Annotated in this window: 22 protein-coding genes and 1 tRNA gene; 11 read left to right on the top strand and 12 right to left on the bottom strand. The window is 38.8% G+C overall.

Annotated features, from left to right (window positions below; translation table 11 throughout):
* The first annotated feature begins 24 nt into the window (after positions 1-24).
* Positions 25-1,305, top strand: coding sequence for an OprD family outer membrane porin (locus AAC851_RS12740; RefSeq protein WP_208464365.1), 1,281 nt, complete (start codon positions 25-27; stop codon positions 1,303-1,305).
* A gap of 1 nt (position 1,306) precedes the next feature.
* On the opposite strand, the gene AAC851_RS12745 is transcribed toward AAC851_RS12740, so the two are convergent.
* Positions 1,307-1,382, bottom strand: a tRNA-Arg gene (locus AAC851_RS12745).
* A gap of 70 nt (positions 1,383-1,452) precedes the next feature.
* Positions 1,453-2,811, bottom strand: coding sequence for an amino acid permease (locus AAC851_RS12750; protein ID WP_005083094.1), 1,359 nt, complete (start codon positions 2,809-2,811; stop codon positions 1,453-1,455).
* Positions 2,812-3,179: 368 nt separating this feature from the next.
* Between AAC851_RS12750 and prpF the strand changes: the two genes are divergently transcribed.
* Complete coding sequence (gene prpF, locus AAC851_RS12755) at positions 3,180-4,367, top strand: 2-methylaconitate cis-trans isomerase PrpF (protein WP_100833941.1); 1,188 nt, start codon at positions 3,180-3,182, stop codon at positions 4,365-4,367.
* A gap of 113 nt (positions 4,368-4,480) precedes the next feature.
* Entirely contained in the window at positions 4,481-5,392 is a 912-nt protein-coding gene (locus tag AAC851_RS12760; protein WP_008941625.1) for a polyprenyl synthetase family protein, read from the top strand.
* 53 nt (positions 5,393-5,445) lie between these two features.
* On the opposite strand, the gene AAC851_RS12765 is transcribed toward AAC851_RS12760, so the two are convergent.
* The 4 genes from AAC851_RS12765 to AAC851_RS12780 form a co-directional block, all read right to left on the bottom strand.
* A complete protein-coding gene (locus tag AAC851_RS12765; RefSeq protein ID WP_004640495.1) occupies positions 5,446-6,297 on the bottom strand; it encodes an SPFH domain-containing protein in 852 nt (283 codons plus the stop codon).
* Between the two features lie 18 nt (positions 6,298-6,315).
* Positions 6,316-6,777 carry an NfeD family protein gene (locus AAC851_RS12770; RefSeq protein WP_008941624.1) on the bottom strand — a complete coding sequence of 154 codons (462 nt, stop codon included), beginning with the start codon at positions 6,775-6,777 and terminating at the stop codon, positions 6,316-6,318.
* Positions 6,778-6,908: 131 nt separating this feature from the next.
* A complete protein-coding gene (locus tag AAC851_RS12775; RefSeq protein WP_125502650.1) occupies positions 6,909-7,826 on the bottom strand; it encodes a patatin-like phospholipase family protein in 918 nt (305 codons plus the stop codon).
* A gap of 62 nt (positions 7,827-7,888) precedes the next feature.
* Entirely contained in the window at positions 7,889-8,515 is a 627-nt protein-coding gene (locus AAC851_RS12780) for a lysophospholipid acyltransferase family protein (protein ID WP_004640488.1), read from the bottom strand.
* Between the two features lie 145 nt (positions 8,516-8,660).
* Here AAC851_RS12780 and AAC851_RS12785 point away from each other — a divergent pair, with 145 nt between their 5' ends.
* The 5 genes from AAC851_RS12785 (at position 8,661) to AAC851_RS12805 (ending at position 15,342) form a co-directional block, all read left to right on the top strand.
* Entirely contained in the window at positions 8,661-9,920 is a 1,260-nt protein-coding gene (locus tag AAC851_RS12785; RefSeq protein ID WP_125502648.1) for an MFS transporter, read from the top strand.
* A gap of 313 nt (positions 9,921-10,233) precedes the next feature.
* Positions 10,234-11,364 carry a porin gene (locus tag AAC851_RS12790; protein ID WP_004963704.1) on the top strand — a complete coding sequence of 377 codons (1,131 nt, stop codon included), beginning with the start codon at positions 10,234-10,236 and terminating at the stop codon, positions 11,362-11,364.
* 304 nt (positions 11,365-11,668) lie between these two features.
* The gene (locus AAC851_RS12795; RefSeq protein WP_004963699.1) at positions 11,669-13,309 is read left to right on the top strand and encodes a phosphoethanolamine transferase; all 1,641 of its coding nucleotides are present in this window, start codon (positions 11,669-11,671) and stop codon (positions 13,307-13,309) included.
* A 14-nt stretch (positions 13,310-13,323) separates the two neighbouring features.
* A complete protein-coding gene (locus tag AAC851_RS12800; protein ID WP_004963696.1) occupies positions 13,324-14,001 on the top strand; it encodes a DNA-binding response regulator PmrA in 678 nt (225 codons plus the stop codon).
* A gap of 6 nt (positions 14,002-14,007) precedes the next feature.
* Complete coding sequence (locus AAC851_RS12805) at positions 14,008-15,342, top strand: sensor histidine kinase (protein WP_004908485.1); 1,335 nt, start codon at positions 14,008-14,010, stop codon at positions 15,340-15,342.
* Positions 15,343-15,353: 11 nt separating this feature from the next.
* Here AAC851_RS12805 and AAC851_RS12810 read toward each other — a convergent pair whose 3' ends face one another.
* The 3 genes from AAC851_RS12810 to AAC851_RS12820 all read right to left on the bottom strand — a co-directional run bounded on the left by AAC851_RS12810 (position 15,354) and on the right by AAC851_RS12820 (position 18,226).
* Positions 15,354-16,160 carry a hypothetical protein gene (locus tag AAC851_RS12810; RefSeq protein ID WP_004908482.1) on the bottom strand — a complete coding sequence of 269 codons (807 nt, stop codon included), beginning with the start codon at positions 16,158-16,160 and terminating at the stop codon, positions 15,354-15,356.
* A 46-nt stretch (positions 16,161-16,206) separates the two neighbouring features.
* Complete coding sequence (locus AAC851_RS12815; RefSeq protein ID WP_004963692.1) at positions 16,207-16,923, bottom strand: phosphatase PAP2 family protein; 717 nt, start codon at positions 16,921-16,923, stop codon at positions 16,207-16,209.
* A gap of 115 nt (positions 16,924-17,038) precedes the next feature.
* Positions 17,039-18,226 (bottom strand): ammonium transporter, encoded by a 1,188-nt coding sequence (locus AAC851_RS12820; RefSeq protein ID WP_004908475.1) that lies wholly within the window; start codon positions 18,224-18,226, stop codon positions 17,039-17,041.
* A 421-nt stretch (positions 18,227-18,647) separates the two neighbouring features.
* Between AAC851_RS12820 and AAC851_RS12825 the strand changes: the two genes are divergently transcribed.
* From AAC851_RS12825 to AAC851_RS12835, 3 genes are all read left to right on the top strand, one after another.
* The gene (locus tag AAC851_RS12825; RefSeq protein ID WP_004963689.1) at positions 18,648-19,349 is read left to right on the top strand and encodes a cache domain-containing protein; all 702 of its coding nucleotides are present in this window, start codon (positions 18,648-18,650) and stop codon (positions 19,347-19,349) included.
* A 72-nt stretch (positions 19,350-19,421) separates the two neighbouring features.
* Positions 19,422-20,327: a GGDEF domain-containing protein gene (locus AAC851_RS12830; RefSeq protein ID WP_004963686.1), complete on the top strand. Its 906-nt coding sequence runs from the start codon at positions 19,422-19,424 to the stop codon at positions 20,325-20,327.
* A 74-nt stretch (positions 20,328-20,401) separates the two neighbouring features.
* Complete coding sequence (locus AAC851_RS12835; protein WP_004963683.1) at positions 20,402-21,442, top strand: hypothetical protein; 1,041 nt, start codon at positions 20,402-20,404, stop codon at positions 21,440-21,442.
* Positions 21,443-21,546: 104 nt separating this feature from the next.
* Here the strand turns inward: AAC851_RS12835 and AAC851_RS12840 are convergent, their stop codons facing one another.
* The 3 genes from AAC851_RS12840 to AAC851_RS12850 are packed head-to-tail and all read right to left on the bottom strand — an operon-like array spanning position 21,547 to position 26,488.
* Positions 21,547-22,203, bottom strand: a complete 657-nt coding sequence (locus AAC851_RS12840) for an HNH endonuclease (RefSeq protein WP_004963679.1) — start codon at positions 22,201-22,203, stop codon at positions 21,547-21,549.
* Position 22,204: 1 nt separating this feature from the next.
* Positions 22,205-23,530: an ATP-binding protein gene (locus tag AAC851_RS12845; protein ID WP_004963677.1), complete on the bottom strand. Its 1,326-nt coding sequence runs from the start codon at positions 23,528-23,530 to the stop codon at positions 22,205-22,207.
* 57 nt (positions 23,531-23,587) lie between these two features.
* A complete protein-coding gene (locus tag AAC851_RS12850) occupies positions 23,588-26,488 on the bottom strand; it encodes a valine--tRNA ligase (RefSeq protein WP_340600929.1) in 2,901 nt (966 codons plus the stop codon).
* Between the last annotated feature and the right edge of the window lie 87 nt (positions 26,489-26,575).

Raw genomic sequence — 26,575 nt, forward strand, 5'->3', positions numbered from 1 at the left:
AAAATTAAATAGTTGAGATAAAAAATGAAAAAGACATCTGTATGGATGGGGATATGCTTGTGCCCGTTATTTAGTCAGATCGCACATGCCGAGTTTATTGAAGACAGTAAAGCTGAGCTGACACTTCGAAATTTTTACTTCGACCGAGACTATAAGCAAGATCCATATCCCTATACAGCCGCCAGAGATTGGGCACAGGGTTTAATCTTTAAAGGACAGTCTGGTTATACCGAGGGTAACGTAGGATTCGGTCTTGATGTGTTGGCAATGGCAGGCTTTAACTTGATGGGCAATCGTGCAGATGACTATGCTCGTAGTGGTTTATTGCAGGTCAATGCGGATAACTCTCGTGATGATTATTATGGGAAAATTGGAATTACGGGAAAGGCAAAATTCAGAAAAAATGAGCTGTTTGTGGGGGATCTCGTTCCACAATTGCCGACTATATTTTCATCGCCAGCACGTTTATTTCCCCAGACTTATCGCGGGGTGCGCTTTGTTTCAAATGAAATTCCAAATCTTCAAGTAGAGGGGTTTTATGTAGATGAAGTGCGACAACGCGACTCGATTCGCTATACAGAGGTGGGTATAGATAATATTAACCAACGTTTTGATAAATCAGCAAAGACCGACCATTTTTATAGCTTCGGGGGAAATTATCAATTAAAAGATTACCGTTTACGCGCTTATCATGCAGAACTTAAAGATATTTACCAGCAACAATTTTTAGGTTTTAACGGGAAACAAGCCTTAAACGAACAACTTAATTTTTTAAGTGATGTGCGTTTTTTTAATAGTGCTGAAATGGGAAGCAAACAAATCGGAGAGGTGGATAACCGTCATTTGAGTGGTTTATTTGGTTTGAATTATCAAAATCATACGATTTCTTTGGGATATATGCAGTCGTTTGGTTCGACGGGATTACCATTTTTATCGGGAACAGAAAGTCCTGTTGTGCTGGATTTTATGAGTTCGGATTATTCGAACAAGGATGAAAAAGTCTATTCAGTTCGTTATGAGTATGATTTCAAAAATGCTCAATTAGGTGATATTTCCTTAAATGGTCTTCGTTTTATGACACGATATGCAAAAGGAGAAGATATTGATTTACTCCAATATGGAGATCAACGTTTTAAAGAGGAATCAATCGAGTTTGATCTGGGGTATAAAATCCCTCAAGGTAAATTACAAGGTCTAGGAATGCGTGCACGTTTTTCCCATTATCGTAATGATATGCCAACGAATATGGTTTTCCATTCAGCGAATGAAATGCGTTTTAACATTGATTATAGTTTTAGGTTTTAATTGGTGCGCTCAGCGGGACTCGAACCCACGTCGGTCGCTTAGGAGGCAACTGCTCTATCCAGTTAAGCTATGAGCGCATAGTGCAATGATTATAAACAAAAAAGTGATTGCAGAAGCAATCACTTTTTGATTAAAGCGACCAACTGTTTAATCTTTGGATTTTGGGTTGAGAACTTTATATAGCGCAAGCATGAGCACAATCCAAATAGGGATCATAAGCACAGACTCTTTAAAGCCTTGTTGCCACATGATAAAGAGAACCACAGCAATAAATGCTAATACTAAATAATTGCTAAATGGTGCCCAAAGTGCAGGGAAACTTGTTTTCAGACCAGTTTTCTTGATCATTTTCATAAACTGAAGATGCGTTAAGCTGATCATCGCCCAGTTTAAAACCAATGCCCCAACAACCACATACATCAAATGACCAAGTGCTTCTTCTGGTACAAAATAGTTTAAAAGTACGCAGCCAAAAATCAACAAAGCAGAAAGCAAAACAGCAGGAATTGGCACGCCTTGTTTATTGGTTTTTGTGAACACTTTTGGCGCATTGCCTTGCTGAGCTAGACCATACAGCATACGGCTATTTGCATACATACCACTGTTATAAACAGATAATGCGGCGGTTAGAATGATGAAGTTTAGTAAGTGTGCTGCCCAACCGATGCCCATTTGACTAAAAATCATCACAAATGGACTTTTATCCAAACCACCTAAGTCAAGTTGATTCCAAGGAACCAATGATAGGAGGATCGTCAATGAACCGATATAGAAAATCAGGATACGAAATACCACTTGGTTAATGGCTTTCGGAATAGTTTTCTTTGGATCTTTTGCTTCTGCCGCAGCCATCCCGATAAGTTCAATACCACCAAAAGCGAACATCAAGAAAGCCAACATGAAGAACAAACCTTCAAAACCATTTGGAAAAAAGCCACCATGTGTCCAAAGATTGCTAAATGACGCAGTTGAGTTTGCATCAGCGGTAGCTATCAAGAACAAACCAAATAGAATCATGGCTATCACGGCTGTTACTTTGATGATCGCTAACCAAAACTCGGATTCACCATAGAATTTTACATTGGTAAGGTTAATCGCGGTGATCACAAGAAAGAAAAACAATACAGATGACCATGCAGGAATATGAGGCCACCAGTAATTGATATATTTTGCGACAGCAGTAAGTTCTGCCATAGCCACTAAGATATAGAGAACCCAATAGTTCCAACCCGATAGGAAACCTGGAAATTTACCCCAATATTTATACGCAAAATGGCTAAATGAACCTGCAACTGGTTCTTCGACGATCATTTCGCCGAGTTGACGCATGATTAAAAATGCGATCAAACCGCCAATTGCATAACCCAAAATGATAGATGGTCCAGCAGACTGGATCACTTGTGCAGAACCTAAAAATAAGCCCGTACCAATTGCCCCACCCATGGCGATGAGCTGAATATGACGGTTTTTTAGTCCACGCTGAAGTTGAGAAGTATCGTTGTTCAAAGGACTGAGCTCGACGAGGAATAAGTGGATTATTCTAATAGATTGAAAGATTTTCGCCTAGTAAAACAACAGTTAGGCTATGACTGGAAAGTAGTGTTAAAAAATCCTTGAAAATCCTATATTTGAATTGATGGTAAAATAAGCGAAGATGAATGTTTAAACAACTAGAAATAGCTCTTGCTGTTTAATTCACAATTTTTTATTTTGTTGCCATTGTCAAACACAGCCGATCCACTGAATATACAGGGCATAATTTAAGCATGATATTTGGCTTAGAAAAATAGGTTATAAAGTATTTTGGCTTGTTGTACAGTAATTTTAAATGAAATCGCTATTGTACGAAAAACACGATAAAAGGATGAAATGAAATGAGCTCAGTCCCACAAATTAAAGTCCCTGCTACCTATATGCGTGGGGGGACAAGTAAGGGCGTTTTTTTCAAATTAGATGATTTGCCGGCATCAGCACAAGTGGCTGGCCAAGCGCGTGATCAACTCCTTCTCCGTGTGATCGGAAGTCCTGACCCATATGCTAAGCAAATTGATGGGATGGGTGGGGCAACTTCTAGTACAAGTAAGACCGTGATTTTGGCAAAAAGCTCTGAGCCAGAACATGATGTAGATTATTTGTTTGGGCAAGTCTCAATTGACCAGCCTTTTGTAGACTGGAGTGGTAACTGCGGTAATTTAACTGCGGCAGTTGGATCCTTTGCAATTTCAAATGGTTTGGTCGATGCTGAGCGTATTCCTGAAAATGGTATATGTACGGTACGTATCTGGCAGAAAAATATTCAGAAGACCATCATTGCTCATGTACCGATCACTAATGGAGAAGTTCAAGAAACAGGTGATTTTGAGTTAGATGGTGTGACTTTCCCAGCAGCAGAAGTTCAGATTGAGTTTTTAGATCCTGCTGATGACGGTGAAGATGGCGGTGATATGTTCCCTACAGGAAATGTGGTGGATCAACTCAATGTACCTGATATTGGATCATTCCAAGCGACCTTTATTAATGCGGGTATTCCAACCATTTTCTTAAATGCTGAAGATATTGGCTACCAAGGGACTGAGTTACAAGATCATATCAATGGTGATGCGACAGCGCTGGCTCGTTTTGAAAAGATTCGTGCTTATGGTGCTGTGCAAATGGGGTTATTTAAAGATATTTTTGAAGCAGCATCTCGTCAGCACACGCCAAAGATCGCTTTTGTGTCTAAGCCAAAAACATATATCTCTTCAAGCGGAAAATCTGTTGAGGCAACTGAGGTGGATCTGCTGGTGCGTGCACTTTCTATGGGCAAATTACACCATGCAATGATGGGTACAGCCGCTGTTGCGATCGGTACTGCTGCTGCAGTTCCAGGTACCTTAGTTAATTTAGCCGCAGGTGGTGGTGAACGAGAAGCGGTACGTTTTGGTCACCCATCAGGAACATTGCGTGTTGGTGCGCAGGCAGAATTGATTGATGGTAAATGGTCAGTAAAAAAAGCCATTATGAGTCGAAGTGCGCGCGTATTAATGGAAGGCTGGGTGCGCGTTCCAGGAGATAGTTTCTAAGGTCTGTATAAATCCCCCTGTTATAAGGGGGACTTCCTCGAAATTGATGATATCATGTCGACATTCCGACAAATCTTGTCATATCATTTTTTATTCAATATTTCGAGGCAATTGTGTCATCTATTTCTCCAGTTAATGCGGATGTTTTAAAACAAGCTCAACAACGTATTCAACAAGATTTATTGACTGCATTAGCTGCATTTTCTATTCCAGAACCGTTAAAAGCAGCCGTCCATCATGCAGTCATGCTTGGGGGCAAGCGTGTTCGTCCAGCATTGTGCTATGCCACAGCTTCGTTAAAACCAAATCATAATTTTGCTGCAGTTCGCCGTGCTGCCGTTGCCGTTGAGTTAATTCATTGTTATTCCTTGGCACATGATGATTTACCATGTATGGATAATGATTTATTACGTCGTGGTCAACCAACTTGTCATGTGGTATTTGGTGAAGACACGGCATTGCTGGCAGGAGATATTTTGCAATCGATGGCATTTGAGATCCTTGGCAGTCGTTTATTTGATGAACAAGGACAGGGTATAGATAGTCAGATCGTACTCAAGCAAATGCAGATTTTGGCAACTGCGAGTTCAAAAATGGTTGCTGGACAGGTATTAGACCTACAAGCCGAAGGAAAACAAGTTGATCAAACTGAATTAGAAAATATTCATCGTAATAAAACAGGGGCATTGATTCAGGCTGCGATCATGATGGGGGCAGTTACTGTTTTTGCAGGGACGGATCCAGCAATTCCGAAATTACGTCAATTCGGGCAAACCATTGGTTTAGCTTTCCAAGTGCAAGATGATATTTTAGATATTACAGCCAGTACTGAAACTTTAGGAAAGACTGCGGGCAAGGATGAACAAGTACAGAAATCAACTTATCCTGCACTGATGGGTTTGGAACAGGCTAAAACCTATGCTCAGACTTTACATGATCAGGCTTTTGATGCATTGGCGTATTTTGGTGACCAAGCGCAGGAGTTAACTGCTATTTCACACTTTTTGCTTGCTCGAAAAAGCTAATCTAAGAAATAAAAAAAGCGGCAAATTTGCCGCTTTTTTTAGAGAATCATGGTTTAGTGTTTGCCCATTAATCCACGAATTGTATTGAGTACATCGGCTGGTAACACCACTGTTTTCGCATTATTTGATTTTGATAACTCTTGCATGGCTTTAACATATTGCTCACCAAGCAAGTAAGCAACAGGCGTTTCTTTATCGCCAACTGCACTTGTTACCATTTCAATTGCACGTTTAGATGCTTCTGCAAGAACAACTTGTGCTTCTGCATCACGACGAGAAGCTTCTAAACGGCCATCCGCTTCAAGAATAGCAGCTTGTTTCTCACCATCTGCTTTGGTGACAGTTGCACGACGTTGACGTTCAGCAGCAGCTTGGGCTTCCATTGCTGATTGCATAGTGTGTGATGGTTGAATGTCTTGGATCTCAACCGTTTTAAGGGTAATTCCCCAATCTGCAATATCGTCAGAAATCGCAGCTTTAAGCTTCGCTTTGATCTGATCTCGAGAAGATAAAGCATCATCTAAAGCCATTTCACCAGCGATTGAACGCAGTGAAGTTTGAACCATGTTCTGAATCGCCCAGTTATAGTTCTCAATACCATAGACTGCTTTTTCAGGTGTTGTAATATTGATATATGCCACAGCATTCATCACTAATACAGCATTATCACTGGTAATCACTTCTTGCGAAGGAATATCCAAAACAATATCTTTGGTGGTGATTTTATAAGCGACTTCGTCAATATACGGAATCACGAAATTCAAACCTGGCTGTAGAGTGGTATGGTATTTACCTAATCGTTGAACAATCCATTTGTAGCCTTGAGGAACGAGACGTACCCCTTTGAAAATGGTTGTCGCAACAAATGCTAAAAACGCAATGACAACTATAGTACCGACAGACATTTGAAACCCTCTTTTTGTTTATGAATTGCAATGTGGTTGGACGACTAAATCATTGCCCAAAATATCAATTACTCGAACGCGATCACCCACTTTGACTGGCGTTGTACAGCGACAATGCCATTCATCAGAACCCAATACAGGCAATGAGAAACGAACCAGAATTTGTTCATGCTCAAGGCCAGTTTGAATCACCATACCCACTTGACCAATGGTGGCTTCACGAGAAAGACCAGCCTTGGTTTTGTCGATAGATAACGGTTTGATAAATTTGAACCAAAGAAGTGTGCATAAGATAGATAAAATACCCCAAGTAATGACTTGAGTTGGAAATCCCATCATTGGGAAGAGCCATAATAAAATGCAGACCATGATGGCAGCTATGCCGAACCATAGCGCGGCAAACGCAGGCATAATTAACTCTGAAAGAATGAGTAAAATCCCTAATACAAACCAGTGCCAAGGCTCAACTACAAATTCCATAGATTTGCTCGCATTATAAAAATACAGGAGATGAAAATTTATTCATCTCCTGTACTCTAGCAGATCATTAACTCTATGAATATACAGGAGCTGTCGATATTTGAAATATCGATAGCTGCTATGTCCTTTTTTTAGAATTTAGGTGTCGGGACAGGTTTTAATGCAGCTGGTGATTTCTTAAATGTAGTAATCGCATTTTGAATCGCAACAATCTTCGCTTGAGCTGCTTTTTCACCTTCAAGAATGGCTTGATGACTGGATTTTAAATCAAGTACACCCAGATGTCCGACTTTAGGCTGGATTACAATCGAGGCTTGATTGAGTTCCTCATTGATACTTTGCTGTCCCATAATATTTAGCGTTTGATCAAGTAATCCCCACATGCTGACAGGTCGATCGGCTGTTGGTCGGGCAGAGATATCTACTGCAATCACGATATCAGCACCCATATCTTTTGCTGTTTTCACTGGAATCGGGCTGACTAGTCCACCATCGACATATTTGGTATTTCCAATAACGGTAGGTACAAATACGTTTGGAATACTACACGACGCTCGAACTGCTTGCCCTGCATTTCCTTTAATGAACTCCGCCTTTTTACCATTATCTAAACGTGTCGCTACAGCTGCGAAACGAATTGGAAATTTTTCAATTGGCTTATTTCCAATTTGAGTGTTGACGTAGTTTTGTAGCTTTTGACCTAGAATAAATCCTTGACTATTTATGGTCAAATCACGGATATCTGATTCTTGGAGTTTCAAAGCAAGATTTTGCATTTGATAAGGCGTTTGTCCGCTGGCATAAATACTGCCGACAAAGCTGCCTGCACTTGTACCTGTGACGATTTTAGGCTTAATCCCATGTGATTCTAATACTTTGATCACACCAATATGAGCAAAGCCTTTTGCGCCACCCCCGCCTAAGGCAATTGCAATCACAGGTTCACGTGCTTGCATCGTCGGAGTGGGAACAGTTTTCTTTGCAGTGGGATCACAGCCAAATAAAGTGAAGCTGACCAGCGCCAAACAAGAAAGTCGAGCAATATTCATATCGAATGTAGATTAATTAACCAATTGGAAGGGCACATCAGATCAGATTTACCCTTATTTTTCTAGTCTTTTTTCACTAGTTTTTGTAATGGCTCTGCAAGCCATTCGGGGTTTTTAGGTGAGAAATGGCCAACATAGTGTTGCATGATCTGCTCTAGATCTTGCTGATAATGTCCTGTTGGTGTGAAAGCACCTAAGCTGTAGATCGTCTTATGATCATAATCAAAGGCAAACATGACGATTGGAATACCTGCTGCATGCGCAATATGGTAAAAACCGCTTTTCATTTTCTCGGCTTTTTTTCGCGTTCCTTCAGGTGCCATACCGACCCAAATCCGTTCGTGTTGGTGTATGGTTGCAACAACTTGTTCTGTCAGCCCGTATGAGCTATCGCGACGTACAGGGATCAAGCCAGCCCAGTTGAGAAAGGCTTTGAAGGGTGGTTTAAACAACGTATCTTTCCCAAGCACTGTTATTTTTAGTCCCAAGCCACCAATTGCCAGAAAACCATACCAACCATCAATATTTGAAGTGTGTGGTGAAATAATGGCTACCGCTTTAGGAAGATTGGGAATTTCGCCGACGACCGTCCAACCTTGGCTTAAAAAGAGTTTTTTACACAATTCTCGGCTATAAAAGTTTCCACGTTGTGGCACTAATGGCGGTAAATCAGGAAAATGTTGTGGCATAAATAAAGATTTAAAATAACAACCTCTTATTATGTTAAGCGGTCATACGATACACTGCATTGGCAAAAAATAAGATTTTATGATCTTGAAAATGGAATGAATAGATACTTCTATATGTGGATTGCAGATTACAGGAATCGTTTGTATGCCTAATATTCGACAGGTTTATCTCCTGCTATTTTCGTTATATTGGGCGCAAGGTCTACCCGTTGGCTTTATGACGCATGCTTTACCTGTGATCTTAAGAGCACAAGGTGTGTCTTTGGCGCATATCGGTGGTTTTGGATTATTGATGTTGCCTTGGGCGATTAAAATCTTTTGGGCCCCATTTGTCGATCGAGTTGCATTGTCACGGTTGGGACAATACCGCAGTTGGATTATTCCTACTCAATTCGCTAGTGTTGTTATTTTGGTGATATTGTCCTTTTTTCCGATTCATGCACTTGATCAACCTCTGTATTTATTAATCTTCTTTACTTTGCTGTTATGTATAAATCTTACAGGTGCGACACAAGATATTGCGACGGATGCTTTAGCTGTTAATTTACTTAAAAATGATCAATTACACTGGGGTAATACCTTTCAAGTGATTGGTTCTCGGTTAGGGTTTATCGTCGGTGGAGGTGTCGTACTTTGGTGCTTGGATTGGTTATATTGGCAAAAAACATTTTTATTGTTGGCGGTTTTAGTATTCCTGAATACCATTCCTATTTTATTTCATAAAGAACCTGAACGAATTAAATCGATAAATTCTAATAACAGTTCAAATCATTCAAAAATTGATGCGATTAAACAATATCTTCATTATTTTAGCTCGTCTCCACAGTTAAAAGCATGGTTGCTAGTATTAATCACTTTTAAGATTGTTGATGGATTGACAGGGCCTATATTAAAACCACTTGCTGTTGATTTAGGTTTAACTTTTTCTCAAATTGGACTTTATATTACAATTTTAGGTGCAGTAGCTGCATTGTTAGGCGCAGCAATTGCAGGGGGGGTGTTGAAATATCTGTCTAAGGCATATGCCTTGATTATATTTTCTATGTTAAAAATTCTAAGTCTATTTTTCTATGTTTATTTGGGTTATGTATTTGAACATAATAAAAAAATTGATTCTTCTGTAATATATGCAATCAACGCCTTTGAAGATGCATGTTCCGCGATGTTGTTGGTGGTCATGCTCAGCTTAATTATGAGTTACAGCCGTAAACACTTTGCGGGAACTGACTTTACTTTGCAGGTTTCAATTATGGCGACAGTCAGTGGTTTATTATATTTACTAAGTGGATTACTTGGTGATTTGCTTGGATATTACAATTATTTGTCTGTAATTTTTCTAATATCATTCATTTGTTTGCTACCAATTTTTAATTGGAAGAAATATGTAAATATTAATCAAGGTTGATTACAAATTTATAAAGCTTGGATATTAAACTGTAATATTTTGAGGTGACAATATAAGGATTTTCGATAAATGTATTTCTTCATTCAATTGTTTTTTAGCTCTATTTCTTGAGTCTAAAATATGATGAATAATATTGTAAATTACTGACTAATAAATATTTTTTGGTGTGGATATAATAAGAAAAGATAAGGTGTTAGTCTCGGCTAAAAATTAAACTTTAGTCGAAAATAGAATAAATAAATAATATTTTAATCGTTTTGTCATATAAAGTTAATGTGTAGGATTTGTTACAAATTTAGCTAGGACGTAAACAATGAAAATCAAAATTGTAACAGCAGCAGTGCTTGGTTTACTCGCAACATCAACATTTGCAGCACCAACAATCTATGGTGAGATTGATGCCAGTGTTGATTATTTACCAGAAAAAAATGCAACGATTGGAAATAAGGATGTTTGGGAAATTAGCTCAAATATTTCGTTCATTGGGATTAAAGGCGATGAAAAACTCACTGATCGTTTAAGCGCTGTATATGCTGCAGAATGGGGTTTAAGTGCTGATGGCGATACCACTGATTGGAGCCAACGTAACCGCTTTGTTGGTTTGAAAGACGCTCAGTTAGGTACAGTTAAAATTGGTAAACATGACACACCAGTCAAGCAACTCTCAAGTGTTGTAGATACCTTCAACAACTATGTTGCTAACAAAGCAGATGTAACAGGGATTTTTACTGGCGAAAACCGTATTGATAATGTAGTGATCTATGAGTCACCTGCAGTCAAAGTTCTTGATGGTGCATTTAAATTTAATGCTTTACTGGCAACAGGTGAGGCGACTGGGATTAAGCAAAGCAGTGGTGGTGCTAAAGTTGAAGGTCAGGGCTTAGGTGATGCTTGGTCAGCTTCGGTAACTTATGAAAATCCACTTTTTGTTGCGGGTCTTGGTTATGACAAAGCGATCCCAAGTACGTTCTTAGGTAAAGGTATTTTAAATGCATCTGATCCTGAAATTGCTGGCGGATCAGTGTTTGCTGCTGCAAATACAGTTCGTGCGATTGGCCGATTAAATCCAATTGAAGGTTTAGCGCTTAAAGCACTTTATCAAAGTTCAGAAGTTGAAGAAACTTCTTATGCTGATGCAGGTGATGCAACTAAATGGGCTGCAAAAGCTAAAAATATTGATGATGCACAAGGTTGGTTAGTTGGTGCTGAATATAACATTCCACAGTCTAAAAACTGGACAGTGAAAGCTCAATACAGCCAAAACGATACCAGTTTCAAAGACAACAGTGCAGACTTCAAAGCCAAACAAGTGATTGCTGGTGCTGACTATGCATTTAGCAAACAAGTTAAAACATACGGTTATGCAGGTTATCTAACGCTTGAACAAGCGGACAAAAAAGATAAGCAACCTGTAGCAGGATTAGGTTTAGAATTTAAATTCTAATATCTTGTATCTAAAAACACCCCCTAAGTTTGACTTAGGGGGTGTTTTTTTATTTCTATTTTATTATGTTGTAATATAATCATTTAACTGAATAAAATGATTTTCGATAATAAAACTAAGATAAATTTTAGATGGAAAGTAAATGGAATTCATTGTTTTAAAATGAATTATTTTGAAATATACTTTGATGTCTAGATATAGATCCATTGTTTTGTTAACTCTCAATTATTTAGTTTAAGTCATTTTTAAGTTTTTATTCTTATCTTAAGCAAGTTAAGAAATCTATTTTCAGACTGTGAAGATCATGTTCCTACAGAAACTCAAGACCAAATCGATATCCTTGTTTGCATTTAATCTATTGCTTGCAATATGGTTAGGTATTTTTCTTAACTTTGCTTTTTATGAAAAAATCCAATCGCTTACGCCCTATACTGGGATAAAAGCGGGAATGTTTGTCGCAGCATCCGTTATAGTCGTTGTTGCAGCTTATCATTTTATTTTTCAGCTTTTTAACTGGAAATGGACAGCAAAACCAATAGCGATTGTTTTAGTTTTTATTGGTGGCTTTGCTTCATATGCTGTGAATACGCTTGGTGTTTTAATTACATCAGAGCAAGTGCAAAATTTAATGCAAACTGATGTTGCTGAAGCACGTGATACATGGTCTTGGCATTTAGTTGTATGGACATTAGGAATGACAGTACTTCCCATCATTGCAATTTTGATGGTGAAGTTAAAGCCTGAACCAATGCTGCGTCAAATTGTAAAAAAAGTGATTGCTTCAATTGTTTCATTGGCTTTGGTTGGTGGATTATTGTTTGTTTTTTACGTTGATTTTGCAGCGATATTCCGTGAACACCGTGATTTGAAGGGAATGATCTCACCGCAAAATATGATTGCTTCATTTGCTTCATATTATAAGAAGAAAGCACCTAAAGAAAATTTACCGTTAGTGACTTATGGTGAAGATGCTTCAATGCAGAAAGCGAATATTGCTGCTTTACCTAAATTGATGGTTTTAGTGGTGGGTGAGACGGCACGTGCAGAAAACTTTTCTTTGAATGGTTACGCTAAGAATACCAATCCGAAGCTTGCGAAACAGGATTTAATTAATTTTGCTCAAGTGAGTTCTTGTGGTACAGCGACAGCTGTTTCCGTACCATGCATGTTCTCAGGTATGCCACGTAAAGAATATGATGAACGACTTGCAAGCCATCGTGAAGGTCTACTGGATATTGCAAAACGTGCAGGTTATCAAGTGACATGGATTGATAATAATTCTGGTTGTAAGGGAACTTGTGATCGAGTTGAACAATTTAAGATTCCAGAGCCAATTCAAAAGAAATGGTGTAAAGATGAAGAGTGTTTTGATGATATTTTAATTGATAGCCTGAAAGCTTATCTTGCAACAATTCCTAAAGATGATACGCGTCCACGCTTAGTGGTACTACATCAAATGGGTAGTCATGGTCCAGCCTATTACAAACGTATTCCAGCAGAATTTAAAGTTTTTAAACCAACCTGTGATACCAATGCGATTCAAGGTTGTTCGCGTGATTCACTTGTGAATAGTTATGATAATACCTTGCTTTATACGGATTATGTTTTGGACTCATTGATTAAAACGTTAAAAGGTCAAACACAGCACGAAGCAGGCTTGTGGTATTTATCGGATCACGGTGAATCAACAGGTGAAAGTGGCATGTATTTACATGGAGCGCCATATGCAATTGCCCCGACTCAACAAACCCATGTTCCAATGTTTATGTGGTTCTCTGATCTTTGGAAAAAACAAGCTCCAGAACAAATGAAATGTTTAGCGAAGCAAAATAAGAGTGAATTGAGTCAAGATAATTTGTTTCCAACGATGTTAAGTTTACTTGATGTCAAAACTAAGGTGATTGACCCTAAAAATGACATGTTAGCGACATGTTCTAACCCATAAGGTGAGATAAAGTCATGACCAAAATCTTGATGATAGAAGATGATTTTATGATTGCAGAGTCAACATTGACTCTGTTGCGCTACCATCAATTCGAGGTAGAGTGGGTCAATAATGGCGTAGATGGGCTATCCTTATTAGCAAAGCATAATTTTGATTTGGTTTTGCTTGATTTGGGATTGCCTATGATGGATGGTATGCAGGTATTGAGACAAATCCGTCAGCGTAGTGCACTTCCAGTATTAATCATTTCAGCCAGAGATCAACTGCAAAACCGTGTCGATGGATTGAATCAAGGTGCGGATGATTACCTAATTAAACCTTATGAGTTCGATGAGTTATTGGCACGAATTAATGCACTATTACGTCGAGGTCATGCAGAAACAGCACAACTTAAAAGTCAATCGCAGTTATTGAAAAATGGTGATTTGGTTCTTGATGTCGAGCAGCATTTGGCGACCTTCAAAGGACAACAGATTGAGTTATCAAACCGTGAATGGGCAATTTTAATTCCGCTTGTAAGCCATCCAAATAAAATCTTCTCCAAAGCAAATCTTGAAGATAAGCTTTATGATTTTGATAGTGAGGTGACCAGTAATACCATAGAGGTTTATGTACATCACTTACGTGCAAAACTAGGGAAAGATTTTATTCGAACTATCCGTGGTTTGGGTTACCGACTAGGACAATCATAAATATTTATGAAAATATCTAAGCAATACTCACTGAAAAAAAGACTGATTTGGGGAACCTCGGTCTTTAGTTTACTGCTTGGATGTTTATTAATTTTTACAGCTTATAAAACAGCTTTACATGAAGTTGATGAGATTCTTGATACACAAATGCAATATATGGCTGAGCGTTCGACTGCTCAGCCATTAACAACTGTTGTGAGTAAAGTTGAATTGCATCGCACATATCACGAAGAAGATTTGCTGGTTGATATTTGGGCTTATAAAGATCAAAGTCATTTATGGCATCAAACGCATCTATTGATTCCACCAGTGAAGCAAGCAGGTTTTTACACGCAAGAAACCCCACAAGGAAAATGGCGTGTTTATGTCATTCCGTTAAAAGATTATCAAATTCAAGTGAGCCAACAAGAGCAGGTACGCAAGAACTTCGCTTGGGAGTTGGCAGGCAGTATGTTTGTGCCATATGTGCTGTTACTGCCTTTTGCAATTATTATCTTAGCATTCATTATTAGTCTCAGTTTAAAACCTTTAGAAGACTTCAAGGCTGAATTGCGCAGTCGAGATTCGGATGGCTTAGCACCGATTGATAGCCAAGATTATCCGCAAGAGTTAATTCCAACTATTGAAGAAATGAATCATTTGTTTGGACGAATCCAACAGGCACAGGCTGAACAAAAGCAATTTATTGCAGATGCAGCACATGAACTCAGAACACCTGTAACGGCATTAAATCTACAAACCAAGATTTTAATGAGTCAATTCCCTGAGCACGAAGCTTTAATTAATCTAAGTAAAGGATTGGCGAGGATTCAGCATCTGGTGACACAATTACTGGCATTGGCTAAACAAGATGTAGGTTTAAATTTGATTGAGCCAAATACGGAGTTTCGTTTGAATGATGTTGCACTCAATTGCGTCGAGCAATTGGTCAACTTAGCCATGCAAAAAGAAATAGATTTGGGTTTTGAGCGTAATGATGTGATTGAAATGAATAGTTTGGAGTCAACGATTCATTCGATTATTTTTAACCTGATCGACAATGCGATTAAGTATACGCCTAATCAAGGCATCATTAATATTTCAGTCTATAGTGACCAAGACAATTTTGCATGCGTGCAAATTGAAGACAGTGGTGTTGGCATCGACCCTGAAAATTACGATAAAGTATTAAAACGTTTCTATCGTGTGCATCATCATCTAGAAGTGGGTAGCGGCTTAGGACTTTCCATCGTTGATAAAGCTATTCAACGTTTAGGCGGTACGCTGCAACTGTCTCGTAGTATTGATTTGGGTGGCTTATCCGTTTTAGTACGCTTACCAAAAATCTTAAATCATCACTGAGTCACTTTGATTTAAGTATTGCTTTCCGCATGCTCTCGAAGATAACGCAGAAACAACACACATTTTTGGATGCGTTTACCATCATTGCCGACGCGGTTTACATTGAGTCTGAGCACCCAGTTTAAGCGTTTTCCAACTTTACAAATGTCTTTATACACTTGTGGTTCAGCGAGTAGAGCTTGGTAAAGGATATAGCTTGCATCATTAAGCTGTTCAAATTCGAAATGATAGGCCGTCGAGAAAATATATAAAATCCAATCACGGACAAAACAATCGTGCAAGCTGAGCACGGATGCAGGATCAGTTTCGAAATCAATAAAACTAAAATGTCTTTCTTGATCGACTAAAATATTACGTGCAAAAGCTTCGCTTAAATAACCACCTTGCAAATGAACATATTGAACTGCTTGAATCGCTTGGGTAAATAAAGTGGTTTTAGCTGCTAAATCATCTTTGCAGTATGCAAGTGCTTGATCTAATTGTTTAACTTTACTTTGATGTTGAGCGCCAATATCTTCCAGTAAAATCCCTTTGTCAGAATGAGCAAGCACATTAGGTGTTGATACACCGAGTTGTTTGAGCTGTTGAATACGCTGATATTCACATCGAATCGCCGCCGCGCCACCTTGATTCGGGACAGGCATAATGGCACCAAGATTGAAAATCTTGGCAAGCCATTTCAATGGCGTATATAACCATAGACCATGACGTTCAGATGCTTTTTTTAACCATACTTTACCAGTATCGAGCTTATAAGCCTGAATAGATGCTTGTTGGGTTTTTAAGGTATTGTCTAAAAAAGTCTGAAAGTCATCCATTCGCAGCAAACTATAATTAGGTGATTGTATAAGGGTGTTTGATTGCTCACTTTACCACATCAGGCAAAACTTTCGGAGTATCAATTATGTTCGAGCGTATGAGATGGCGTTGGTAGGTTAAAGCATACACAACAAGATTGATTGCAAAGCAGATCCACGCTGTCCATAAATTATGGCTGAGAAAATGAGCACCACGCATCATCTGCGCCCATCCCATCGCAAAACCAAGTAGGATACCTGCAAATAAATAAAACCATGCTCGTTTTTGTTCATCGAGTCGATAGACAAAATAACCTGTTACCAGTGCAAAGCCTGTACTAGCATGTCCACCAGGAAAACAATGTCCTGCTGTAGCAGAAAAATCCCATGTGAAGCCTGTGGTTGTTGCAGTCGTCATTGCCCAAGGACAAGCATGAGCAGCATTTGCTTTGATTAGCCCGATCACACAAGTACATAACATGCTGACCCAAAACATATAGCCATATTTCCAGCGGTTTGCTTTGAGTTTTTCAACTTTGAAAGATGCTATCCATAATAAGAAAAAACTAATGTAGACCAGCGTTAAAACTTTTTTGACATAGGTGTGATTGAGCTTTGCTAGATACCAATCACCTTTTAGCGCAAAATCACCAAATGTACCTACCCAAGGTTGGATTAAGTACATATCTATGCTGCCCCCTACAGGAAAGACCCACCACAAAATAAAAAAACTGATTAAAAGTAAGAAACTGGTGAGCAGAAAAAATGGCGTTTTAATAATCATAGGATTAAACGTCGAAAAGTAAACAATCTATGATTTATTAAACTGTTTTAATCTTAAACAGCTCTTAAAATTGACATAAAAAAAGCGGCGTTTCCGCCGCATAAAACATTAAAACTTAAAACATTGATTCTTCAGAATTCGCTGAAATCTTATGAATCGAAAGGTCAGCACCACGATACTCATCTTCTTGAGATAAACGGATGCCCATAGTGACTTTTAAAATGCCATATACGACAAAACCACCTACCAATGCGATAGCAACACCTAAGCCAGTCCCGATGATTTGAGAAATAATCGATACTCCACCCAAACCGCCAAGCGCTTGCTGACCAAAGATACCTGCCGCAATACCCCCAAAAGCACCACAGACACCATGTAATGGCCAAACCCCCAAGACATCGTCGACTTTGAGTTTGTTTTGCGTGTAAGTAAATAGATAAACGAACATGCCACCAGCAGCTCCACCGATAACCAATGCACCGATAGGATGCACGATGTCAGAGCCAGCACAGATCGCTACTAAACCAGCCAAAGGACCATTGTGCAAGAAGCCTGGGTCATTTTTACCCATAAAGTTTGCTGCCAAAGTACCACCAACCATCGCCATTAATGAGTTGATCGCAACTAAGCCAGAGATAGCATCAACACGTTGAGCACTCATTACGTTGAAGCCAAACCAACCTACGATCAAAATCCATGAACCCAAAGCTAGGAATGGAATAGATGAAGGAGGGTGAGCACTAACACGACCGTCATTTTTATAACGACCATTACGCGCACCTAACAAGATCACCGCAGCTAAGGCAATCCATCCACCCATCGCGTGTACAACTACAGAACCAGCGAAATCATGGAAAGTTGCACCAAAAGAGCTTTCAAGCCATTTTTGGAAACCATAGTTTCCATTCCAAATCATCCCTTCAAAGAACGGGTAGATCAGGGCAACTAAAAGTAAAGTTGCGATCGCTTGTGAACGCATTTTGGCACGTTCAGCAATACCCCCAGAGACAATCGCTGGAATGGCAGCAGCAAAGGTTAATAAGAAGAAGCAACGCATCAGGTTATAACCATGATCAGCAGCTAAAACTTCACCTGCATGAAAAAAGTTTTGTCCATAGGCAATCCAATAACCAACAAAGAAGTAGGCAATTGCGGAAATTGCAAAGTCAGTCAGAATTTTACTGAGTGCATTGACTTGGTTTTTGTGACGAACGGTGCCTAGCTCTAAAAATGCAAAGCCTGCATGCATTGCCAAAACCAGTACTGCACCGAGCAGTAAGAAAAATAGATCTACGTTTTGCATAGTGGTGCTCAAAAAAAGTGCTAAATTTTATTTTGGTGCGAGTATTTGATTCATTTTTTGCACCAAAATAGATTTAGTAAATCTAAAAACTCAAGCTGTAGCGTCACAACTCAATTTGATGGATTTTGTGATGCAAAAAACGCACCAATTTAGAAAATAAATTGTAAATATGATGAAAATTGGTGCGTGTTGTCTGAAAAGCATAGGGCCTTAAAGATTGATACAAAGGAAGGCGAATCATTTGCATCAATAAAACACTTGAGAGCATGAGTTTGCACTTTGTTGGATTTAGTGTAGAAGTCTGAATCAGTTGCGATCAAATTTATTTGATTTTAATGAGTAGTTCATCGAATCCGAACATAATTCATAAAAAATACCTGATATATTTGAGAGATCAAAAAATCATTTGCGATAGGGTGCAATGAAAAAGAATATGTTCCAAATCGACACCTTTCGTAATCGTTTACTGATTGTATTTGCAGGCATGGCCCTTATTCTAGGGTTGTGTATTACCTTGTATATTGGATATAAAGCCTCAGCGCAAATGACTCAATCCAGTGGTCAAACGCTGTACGCGACGGCAAAAAATATTAGCAATACTTTGGCAAATTCTCTGACAGAACGCGAGCGGGAGATGGTGCTTTTAAGTGAGTCTCCATTTTTTATAGATACCGACTTTAAAAATCCTAAACTGCAATTGAAACTCGATCAAGTACAACAGTCGTATAAGTATTATCCATGGTTAGGAATTGCAAACCCTAGTGGGAAAGTAGAAGTTGCGGCCAATAAACTACTAGAAGGGGCAGATGTTTCAGCAAGACCATGGTTTATTGAAGGCTTGAAACATGTTTATTTGGGCGATGTACATGAAGCAGTTCTGCTTGCGAAAAAATTAAAAGCCATTAATCCCAATGAACCCATGCGTTTTATTGATTTTGCAACGCCAATCTACGACCCAAATACCAAAGTATTGAAAGGTGTTTTGGCCGCACATGCAGATTGGAGTTGGGCTCAGCAAGTTTTAAAAACAGCTTTGCCAGAAGATGCAGCTGAAAAAGGCATCGAGGTATTTATTGTCAATAAGCAAGGGGAGATTCTTTATCCCTATAAAAGTATTGGATAAGTTCAATTATCTGCGATCTCGCAGCAGCACAATCATTATTTTGTTGATACTTGGAATGAGGGACAGAAGTATTTGACCACAGATGTTGCTGTGATCTCAGATACAGAAATGAGCTTAGGATGGCATGTCATAATCCGTCAACCCGTGTCTACAGCACTTGCGGAGGTTCGTGCTTTACAGCAACAAATTGTGCTGATTGGTTTAATCGTCACCTTATTCATGCTTACTCTCACTTATCGCTTAGCCAATCGTTTTAGCCGTCCAATTGAAAATTTAGCGAAAAGTGCACATGCGGTCGAAGAGGGACAAGAAGATGTTCATTTTGAGGTAAATAGTAGTATTCGAGAAATTACAGGTTTATCACAGTCTTTAAATAGCATGACTAAAACGCTGTTAACCCAAAAACATCAGCTCATGGATGCCAATATCACGCTTGAACAAAAGGTACAAGAACGCACGCAGGAACTCGAACAAGCCAATATTGAATTAGAAAAATTGGCTCGGTACGACGCATTAACGGAATTATATAACCGACACGCACTCACGGATTATTTAGATTATTTGTACGCACAGTTTGCACGAAGTCATTTGGCTTATGCGGTGTTGTTAATGGATGTCGATTTCTTCAAAAAAGTGAATGATCAATATGGGCACGAAGTAGGCGACTTTGTTCTGAAAAGCGTAGCGCAACAGTTGTCCTCGACGGTGCGTGAGTCTGACTTTGTTGCCCGTTATGGTGGTGAAGAGTTTGTAGTGTTGTTACCTGCTACATCGCTTGAAGGGGCAGTAGCTTTGGCGGAAAATCTGCGACAGGCGGTAGAAAATGCGCCTATTTTGGATCATCACCCAATTTCCATCAGCATCGGAGTGAGTGTGGTACAGGCTGGGGATAGTGATGCACAGGCTGCGATGCGTCGTGCCGACCAATATTTGTATCAAGCTAAAGCACAAGGTCGTAACCGAGTGATTGGAGCTTAATTGCCTGCTTAGTGATGTAGCAGATCGGGGTGATCTGTTACACTACGACCTTCTGTTTTATCTTCTTCTGTTGCATGTCTTTCGATATAAAAATAAGCCGATCATCTAAAGATGAACCTTCACCACAGCAGAAAAAGCTGAATCGCCTGATTGATCAAATAGAACAGCAAAAAATCAGCCTTGCTGCATGGCAGAATGCACAAGCTGAGATTCAACAGCACACACGGCAAAAGCTGATGCCTGTGTATAGCGAGCTGCATGAAATCCTGTTTCAGCAGTTAGATCAGCTTTGGATGCTGTTACAACAGCATGAGTTTTCCAAAGCGGATATGCAGCAACTCGATGAGAAAATCGCACAACTTGCCCGTATGTTGAAACGTTCACAAATGTTGAATGAAGTACAGCTCTCACTTGTGAAGCAGATCGATACTTTTTATCAACAACATACTCAACAATCTGTTAAAAAGTCTAAAAAAGCACAGTCAGAAAAGTTTGAGTATCAAGCATCCTCTGAGCAGAGTATCGAACAACATGCAAAACAAGCGAGTGAACTAGAAGAAGACTTTGAGCAATATGCTGCGGAACAACAACAAGCAAGAGAGAAAGCTAAGCAGTTACGCCAGCAACAGAAACGTGAACAAGCTGAGCAACTGGCAGCACAATCACTTAAAACGGTGTATTTAAAAATAGCTGCCATGATTCATCCTGACCGTGAGCAAGATGAAACTAAGAAAGCAGAAAAAACCGAATTGTTTCAGCAAGCGAGTCAGGCGTATGAACAGCAGGATTTGTTTTATTTGCTCAAACTCCAGTTACAGCTTGAACAGAATAGAGGTGTAGGAACTAAAGAGCTATCAGCGGAGCAAGTGAAGTTTTATAAACTGGCTTTGGATGCACAAAGTCAGCAGCTTGAAAGTCAAATTGAAGAGATTTTAGATTCTTTTCAGTTGGCGAAAAAAGTAAAAGCCGAGCATCTGCATATCAGCGATGTGTATAAAGCGATAGATGCGGACTGTGCTGAGTTAAAGCAGCAGGTGAAATGGGAAAAGGAACGATTAAAGCATATGAAAAAAGTGAGTGGAGTAGAGATGTTGTTGGGGCATGGGGTGCTTTGATTTTTTAAGTATTTTTTCCTAAGAAAGAGAATAACTCATAGACTATTGAGCAGAAATTTAAATTTTATATGTCACGTAACATTTCTATATAAGATGCCAAAAAGTTACATGGATGCCATAATTCTCTGAACTAACTCTATTTTTTGTTCTTTTGTAAGATCATTCAAATCTTTTTCTATAAAATTATCTAAGCTCGAAACTTGTTTACCTTTCATATCTTTGTAACCCGCAAATTCTTGATAAAAACGGTTTAAATCACACATTTTGGCAGTTGCTTTTCCTTTCGGTGTATGGGCTTTGAGAAAATAATGATCAGGATATTCACAATGATTCGCAGGTACACGTTCAATATGTTCTTCATACTTATCAAATAAAGGATGAATAATCTTAAATCTACTACTTGTACTTGGGTAATTTGGACGATTACAAGCCCTCACTCCTTCAGTATGGGGATTTTGGTCTCCTTTCTCATGATTACAATCAGGGCAAATAATAATTAAATTTCTAGGTTCAAAAAGAAATTGGGGAAATATGGATTTAGGTAAAATATGTTCGACTTGCCAATGTAAACCATTTGTAGAAAAAATATATTGTTTACAGTAAAAACAAGTAAATTTCTGATCAGAAACATAGTGATTCCTAATTAATCTACGAAAATTATTAACATCTTTATTCTTCTCGTCATTCCATAGTTGATAACTTTTCTTATCATATCTATTAATAAAATCTTGTAGCTCAGTAGGAATTTGAAAAATTTCCATTTTAATCCCTATAGCTATTTACGAGATTGAAAAGAATTCTAACTTTATCCTCTTGGTCTATTTTTTCTTCTTTTAATAATTTATTTATATGTTTAAGAAAATTATTTGATTCGGTGTTTAGTATAAAGTCCTCTTCATTGTTTAGTTTATTCAATAGAAGAATAAGTTTTCTAATTAAATATTCATTATTTTTTCCAGGGAAATTAAAAACCTCTGATAGTTGAAAATCAGATGATCTATTTTTAAAACTTTCAATCGTTTTTAATGAATTATTAGTTAAATCAAGAATAAAGCTATTTTTTTCTGATATTCCGGATATGAGTTGTGGAGAGTGAGTTGCAATAAAAAAATGACATCCATAATAGTTTTCAGATACTAACTCAATAAGTTCAATAATTTTTTCTTGCCACTGTGGGTGTAAATTTATTTCTGGCTCATCTATGCATACTAATGAATTATCAGTGATTGTAGCTGTCAATCCTAAAACTAAACTTAAAACAGCAAGTTCTCCAGAGCTTAAATCTGTATAATTAAATATTTTTTTATCTTTAGAAAAGGATACTTTATAAATTCTAACGAGTCCTGATTCTATTAAGAATGATATACTTTCAAGCTCGTATAAAGATAAGTGAAGTAAGTCAAAGCTTCTTAAATTTTTTAAATCATATAAGCTATCTTTTAAACGTCTAAATATTTCATACTCTTCACTTGTAATGTTTTTAGAATTATTAAAGTAATTATTAATTTTAATATTTAAATCTTCTGTTTTAAAGCTATTGGTTGGTAGAATTGTACATTTCACATAGTGATCTAGTTTTAAGAAGTCTAAAATTGTCAATAGATTATAATATGGTTTTTCTTTAAAAGAGAATTGAGTTAAAAATGATTCAAAGGATTGAGCGAAGTTAAGGTTCGTATTTAGGTTCTTATGAAATTTAATATTATTTTCGTCAAAAAAATTAAAAAGATAATGATAGTTTTTTTTTGAAAAATTATTTATTTTTTTTCTGTAATCATAGCCACCAGAGTAAATAGGTGTTCTAGCTTCAAAAGCTAGTCTGGTATATTTGTTGTTTGATATCTGCTCTTTATTTGGAAGATCACGGTAGGAAGGGAATTTATGATATTGAGTGTTAGAAAGAGCTAAAACTTTATCAAATTTATCTTCTTCTAATGCATGAATTATAAGACTTCTTAAAAGTCGACTTTTACCAACAGAGTTTTTACCCACTAAAAAAGTAAATATATTGGTATTTTGTAATTCAAAATCATTGTCTATAAATTTAAGAATATTTTTATTTTGTTCTAATTGATATATGATTGGCATAAAATCCCCCTCAAATTTGAAAGGGATTCTAACTTAAATGCTAATTAAATTAAAGTGTTACAGCGCAGCAATTTGCTCCATACTTGCTTTAATTTTGCTTAACTGATCAGCAAACTCAGCTAATTTCACTTTTTCACCTTCAACTACGGCTGCTGGTGCTTTAGCAACAAAACCTTCGTTAGAAAGTTTAGTTGCGATTTGGTCATGTTGCTTTTGAACCTTATCCAAGTCCTTCTGCAAACGACCCAATTCAGCTTTCGGATCAATCAAGCCTTTCATTGGTACAAATACCGATGCATGACCGACAACACTTGAAGAAGAAAGCGGTGGTTCTTCGCCTTGTGCCAGGAAGGTAATGCTTTCAACTTTCGCCAATGCCTTAAATAACGCTTCGATGCGCGTGATTTGCTCACGTTCAGCATCAGAAATGTTTTGCAGCAATACCGGCAATAAACGCGCATTACCCAAGCCCATTTCACCACGGATATTACGTACCGCACCAATCAGGCCTTGTAACCACTGCATATCTGCTTCAGCTTGATCATTCACTTTTGCTTGATCAGGAACAGGGTATTGCGCAGTCATAATCGTTGCACCGCCTTTGCCTAACATTGGCGCAAGCGTTTGCCAGATTTCTTCAGTCAAATACGGCATCAACGGATGAGCTAAACGTAAAGACGCTTCCATCACCGCAAGTAATACACGGCGAACTTCGGCTTTACGCTCTTCTGATACATTGGCATCGTTCAGAACCGGTTTGGTTAACTCAACGTACCAGTCACAGTATTCATTCCAGATAAAGTCATAGATCGCTTGCGCAGCAAGGTCTAAACGATAAGTGGCGAATGCTTGGTGTACCGCAGCTTCTGCTTTTTGCAGACGGCTCATGATCCATTGTTCAGGCAGTTCCCAAAGATCAGGACGAGCTTCTTGACCAACAGTTTGACCTTCCACATTCATCAATACGAAACGGGTCGCGTTCCAGATCTTGTTACAGAAGTTACGGTAGCCTTCAACGCGTTTCATGTCGAACTTAATGTCACGACCTGTGTTGGCAAGCGCACAGAAAGTGAAACGAACCGCATCTGTACCGTAAGCTTGAATACCCTCTGGGAATTCTTTACGCGTTGATTTTTCAATCTTCGCTGCTTGTTTCGGATTCATCAGACCTGTAGTACGTTTTTGTACCAAGGTTTCAAGGTCTACTCCGTCAATGAGGTCTAATGGGTCAAGTACGTTGCCTTTAGATTTAGACATCTTCTGACCTTCGCCATCACGAACTAAACCATGTACATACACAGTTTTGAACGGAACTTGTGGCGTGCCATCTTCATTCTTCATGAAGTGCATGGTCATCATGATCATGCGCGCCACCCAGAAGAAGATAATGTCAAAACCTGTCACCAACACATCAGTCGGGTGGAAGGTATTGAGGAAATAGTTTTCTGCATCTTTCTTGGCATCACCAGTCCAACCCAAAGTTGAGAACGTCCAAAGTGCAGATGAGAACCATGTATCCAATACGTCTTCATCTTGGTTCAATGTAACATCAGCAGGGATATTATTTTTGGCACGGACTTCTGCTTCGTCACGACCCACGAAGACATTACCTTCAGCATCGTACCAAGCTGGAATACGGTGACCCCACCAAAGCTGACGTGAAATACACCAGTCTTGAATGTTGTTCATCCATGCCATGTACATGTTGCTGTACTGCTCAGGTACAAATTTGATGTCACCATCTTTTACCGCTTTAATAGCTGGCTCAGCAAGTGGTGCAATTTTCACATACCATTGATCTGTCAATAATGGCTCAACAATCACACCTGAACGGTCTCCGCGTGGTGGCTTCAAGGTATACGGTTGAATTTGGTCTAACCAGCCTTCCGCTTCTGCTTGTTCAACCAATTTTTTACGTGCAGCAAAACGCTCTAAACCAACGTAGTCTGCTGGTGCAGCGATGGTTTTAGAAATTTGCTCGCCCGCTTTGGCAATGTATTCAAACTCAGCCAAGACTTCCGCATTTTTGTTGAAGATATTGATGATTGGCAATTCGCAGCGTTTGCCCACTTCATAGTCATTGAAGTCGTGTGCAGGGGTGATTTTTACACAGCCTGTACCGAATTCTTTGTCGACATATTCATCTTTAACGATTGGAACGGCACGACCTGTAATTGGCAGAATGATGTTCTGACCAACAAGGTGCGTATAACGCTCATCATCAAGTGCAACAGCTACAGCTGTATCACCGAGTAATGTTTCTGGACGAGTCGTCGCAACCACGATGTGATCTTTACCATCATGCGTACGGAGTGATTTGTCTTCAAAGAAATATTTGAAGTGCCACAGCGAACCTGCTTCTTCTTTATCTGACTCAACTTCAAGGTCAGAAAGCGCCGTTTGCAGTTTCGGGTCCCAGTTTACGAGGCGTTTACCACGGTAAATCAAACCATCTTCGTGTAGCTTAACGAAAACTTCTTTTACCGCATTAGATAAACCTTCATCCATGGTGAAACGTTCACGAGACCAGTCTACAGAAGAACCTAAGCGACGGATTTGACGCGTAATCGTACCGCCAGATTGTTCTTTCCATTCCCAGATTTTTTCAATGAACTTTTCACGACCCATGTCATGACGGCTAATGTTTTGTGCACCAAGCTGACGTTCTACAACCATCTGCGTTGCAATACCTGCGTGGTCTGTACCCGGTTGCCATAAGGTATTTTTGCCAGACATACGGTTATAGCGGGTGAGAGCATCCATGATGGCATTGTTAAAACCATGCCCCATGTGCAAGCTACCCGTGACGTTTGGCGGTGGAATCATAATACAAAATGAATCACCTTGACCTGATGGCTTAAAGTAGCCTTTGTCTTCCCAGATTTGATACCACTTTTTTTCGATCTCAGTTGGATCGTAGGTTGTTGCAATATTTTGAGCAGATTGAGCGTCGGTCATAATACAGAAGATTAAAAATGAATAAAAAATTGGTTCTATTGTAGCAAAAATTCTATCAAGTTTTTCATCTAAAAAAGCCGACGAAAT

It is taken from the genome of Acinetobacter sp. HZNU-JH01 (assembly GCF_037996845.1).
Classification (GTDB): domain Bacteria; phylum Pseudomonadota; class Gammaproteobacteria; order Pseudomonadales; family Moraxellaceae; genus Acinetobacter; species Acinetobacter haemolyticus.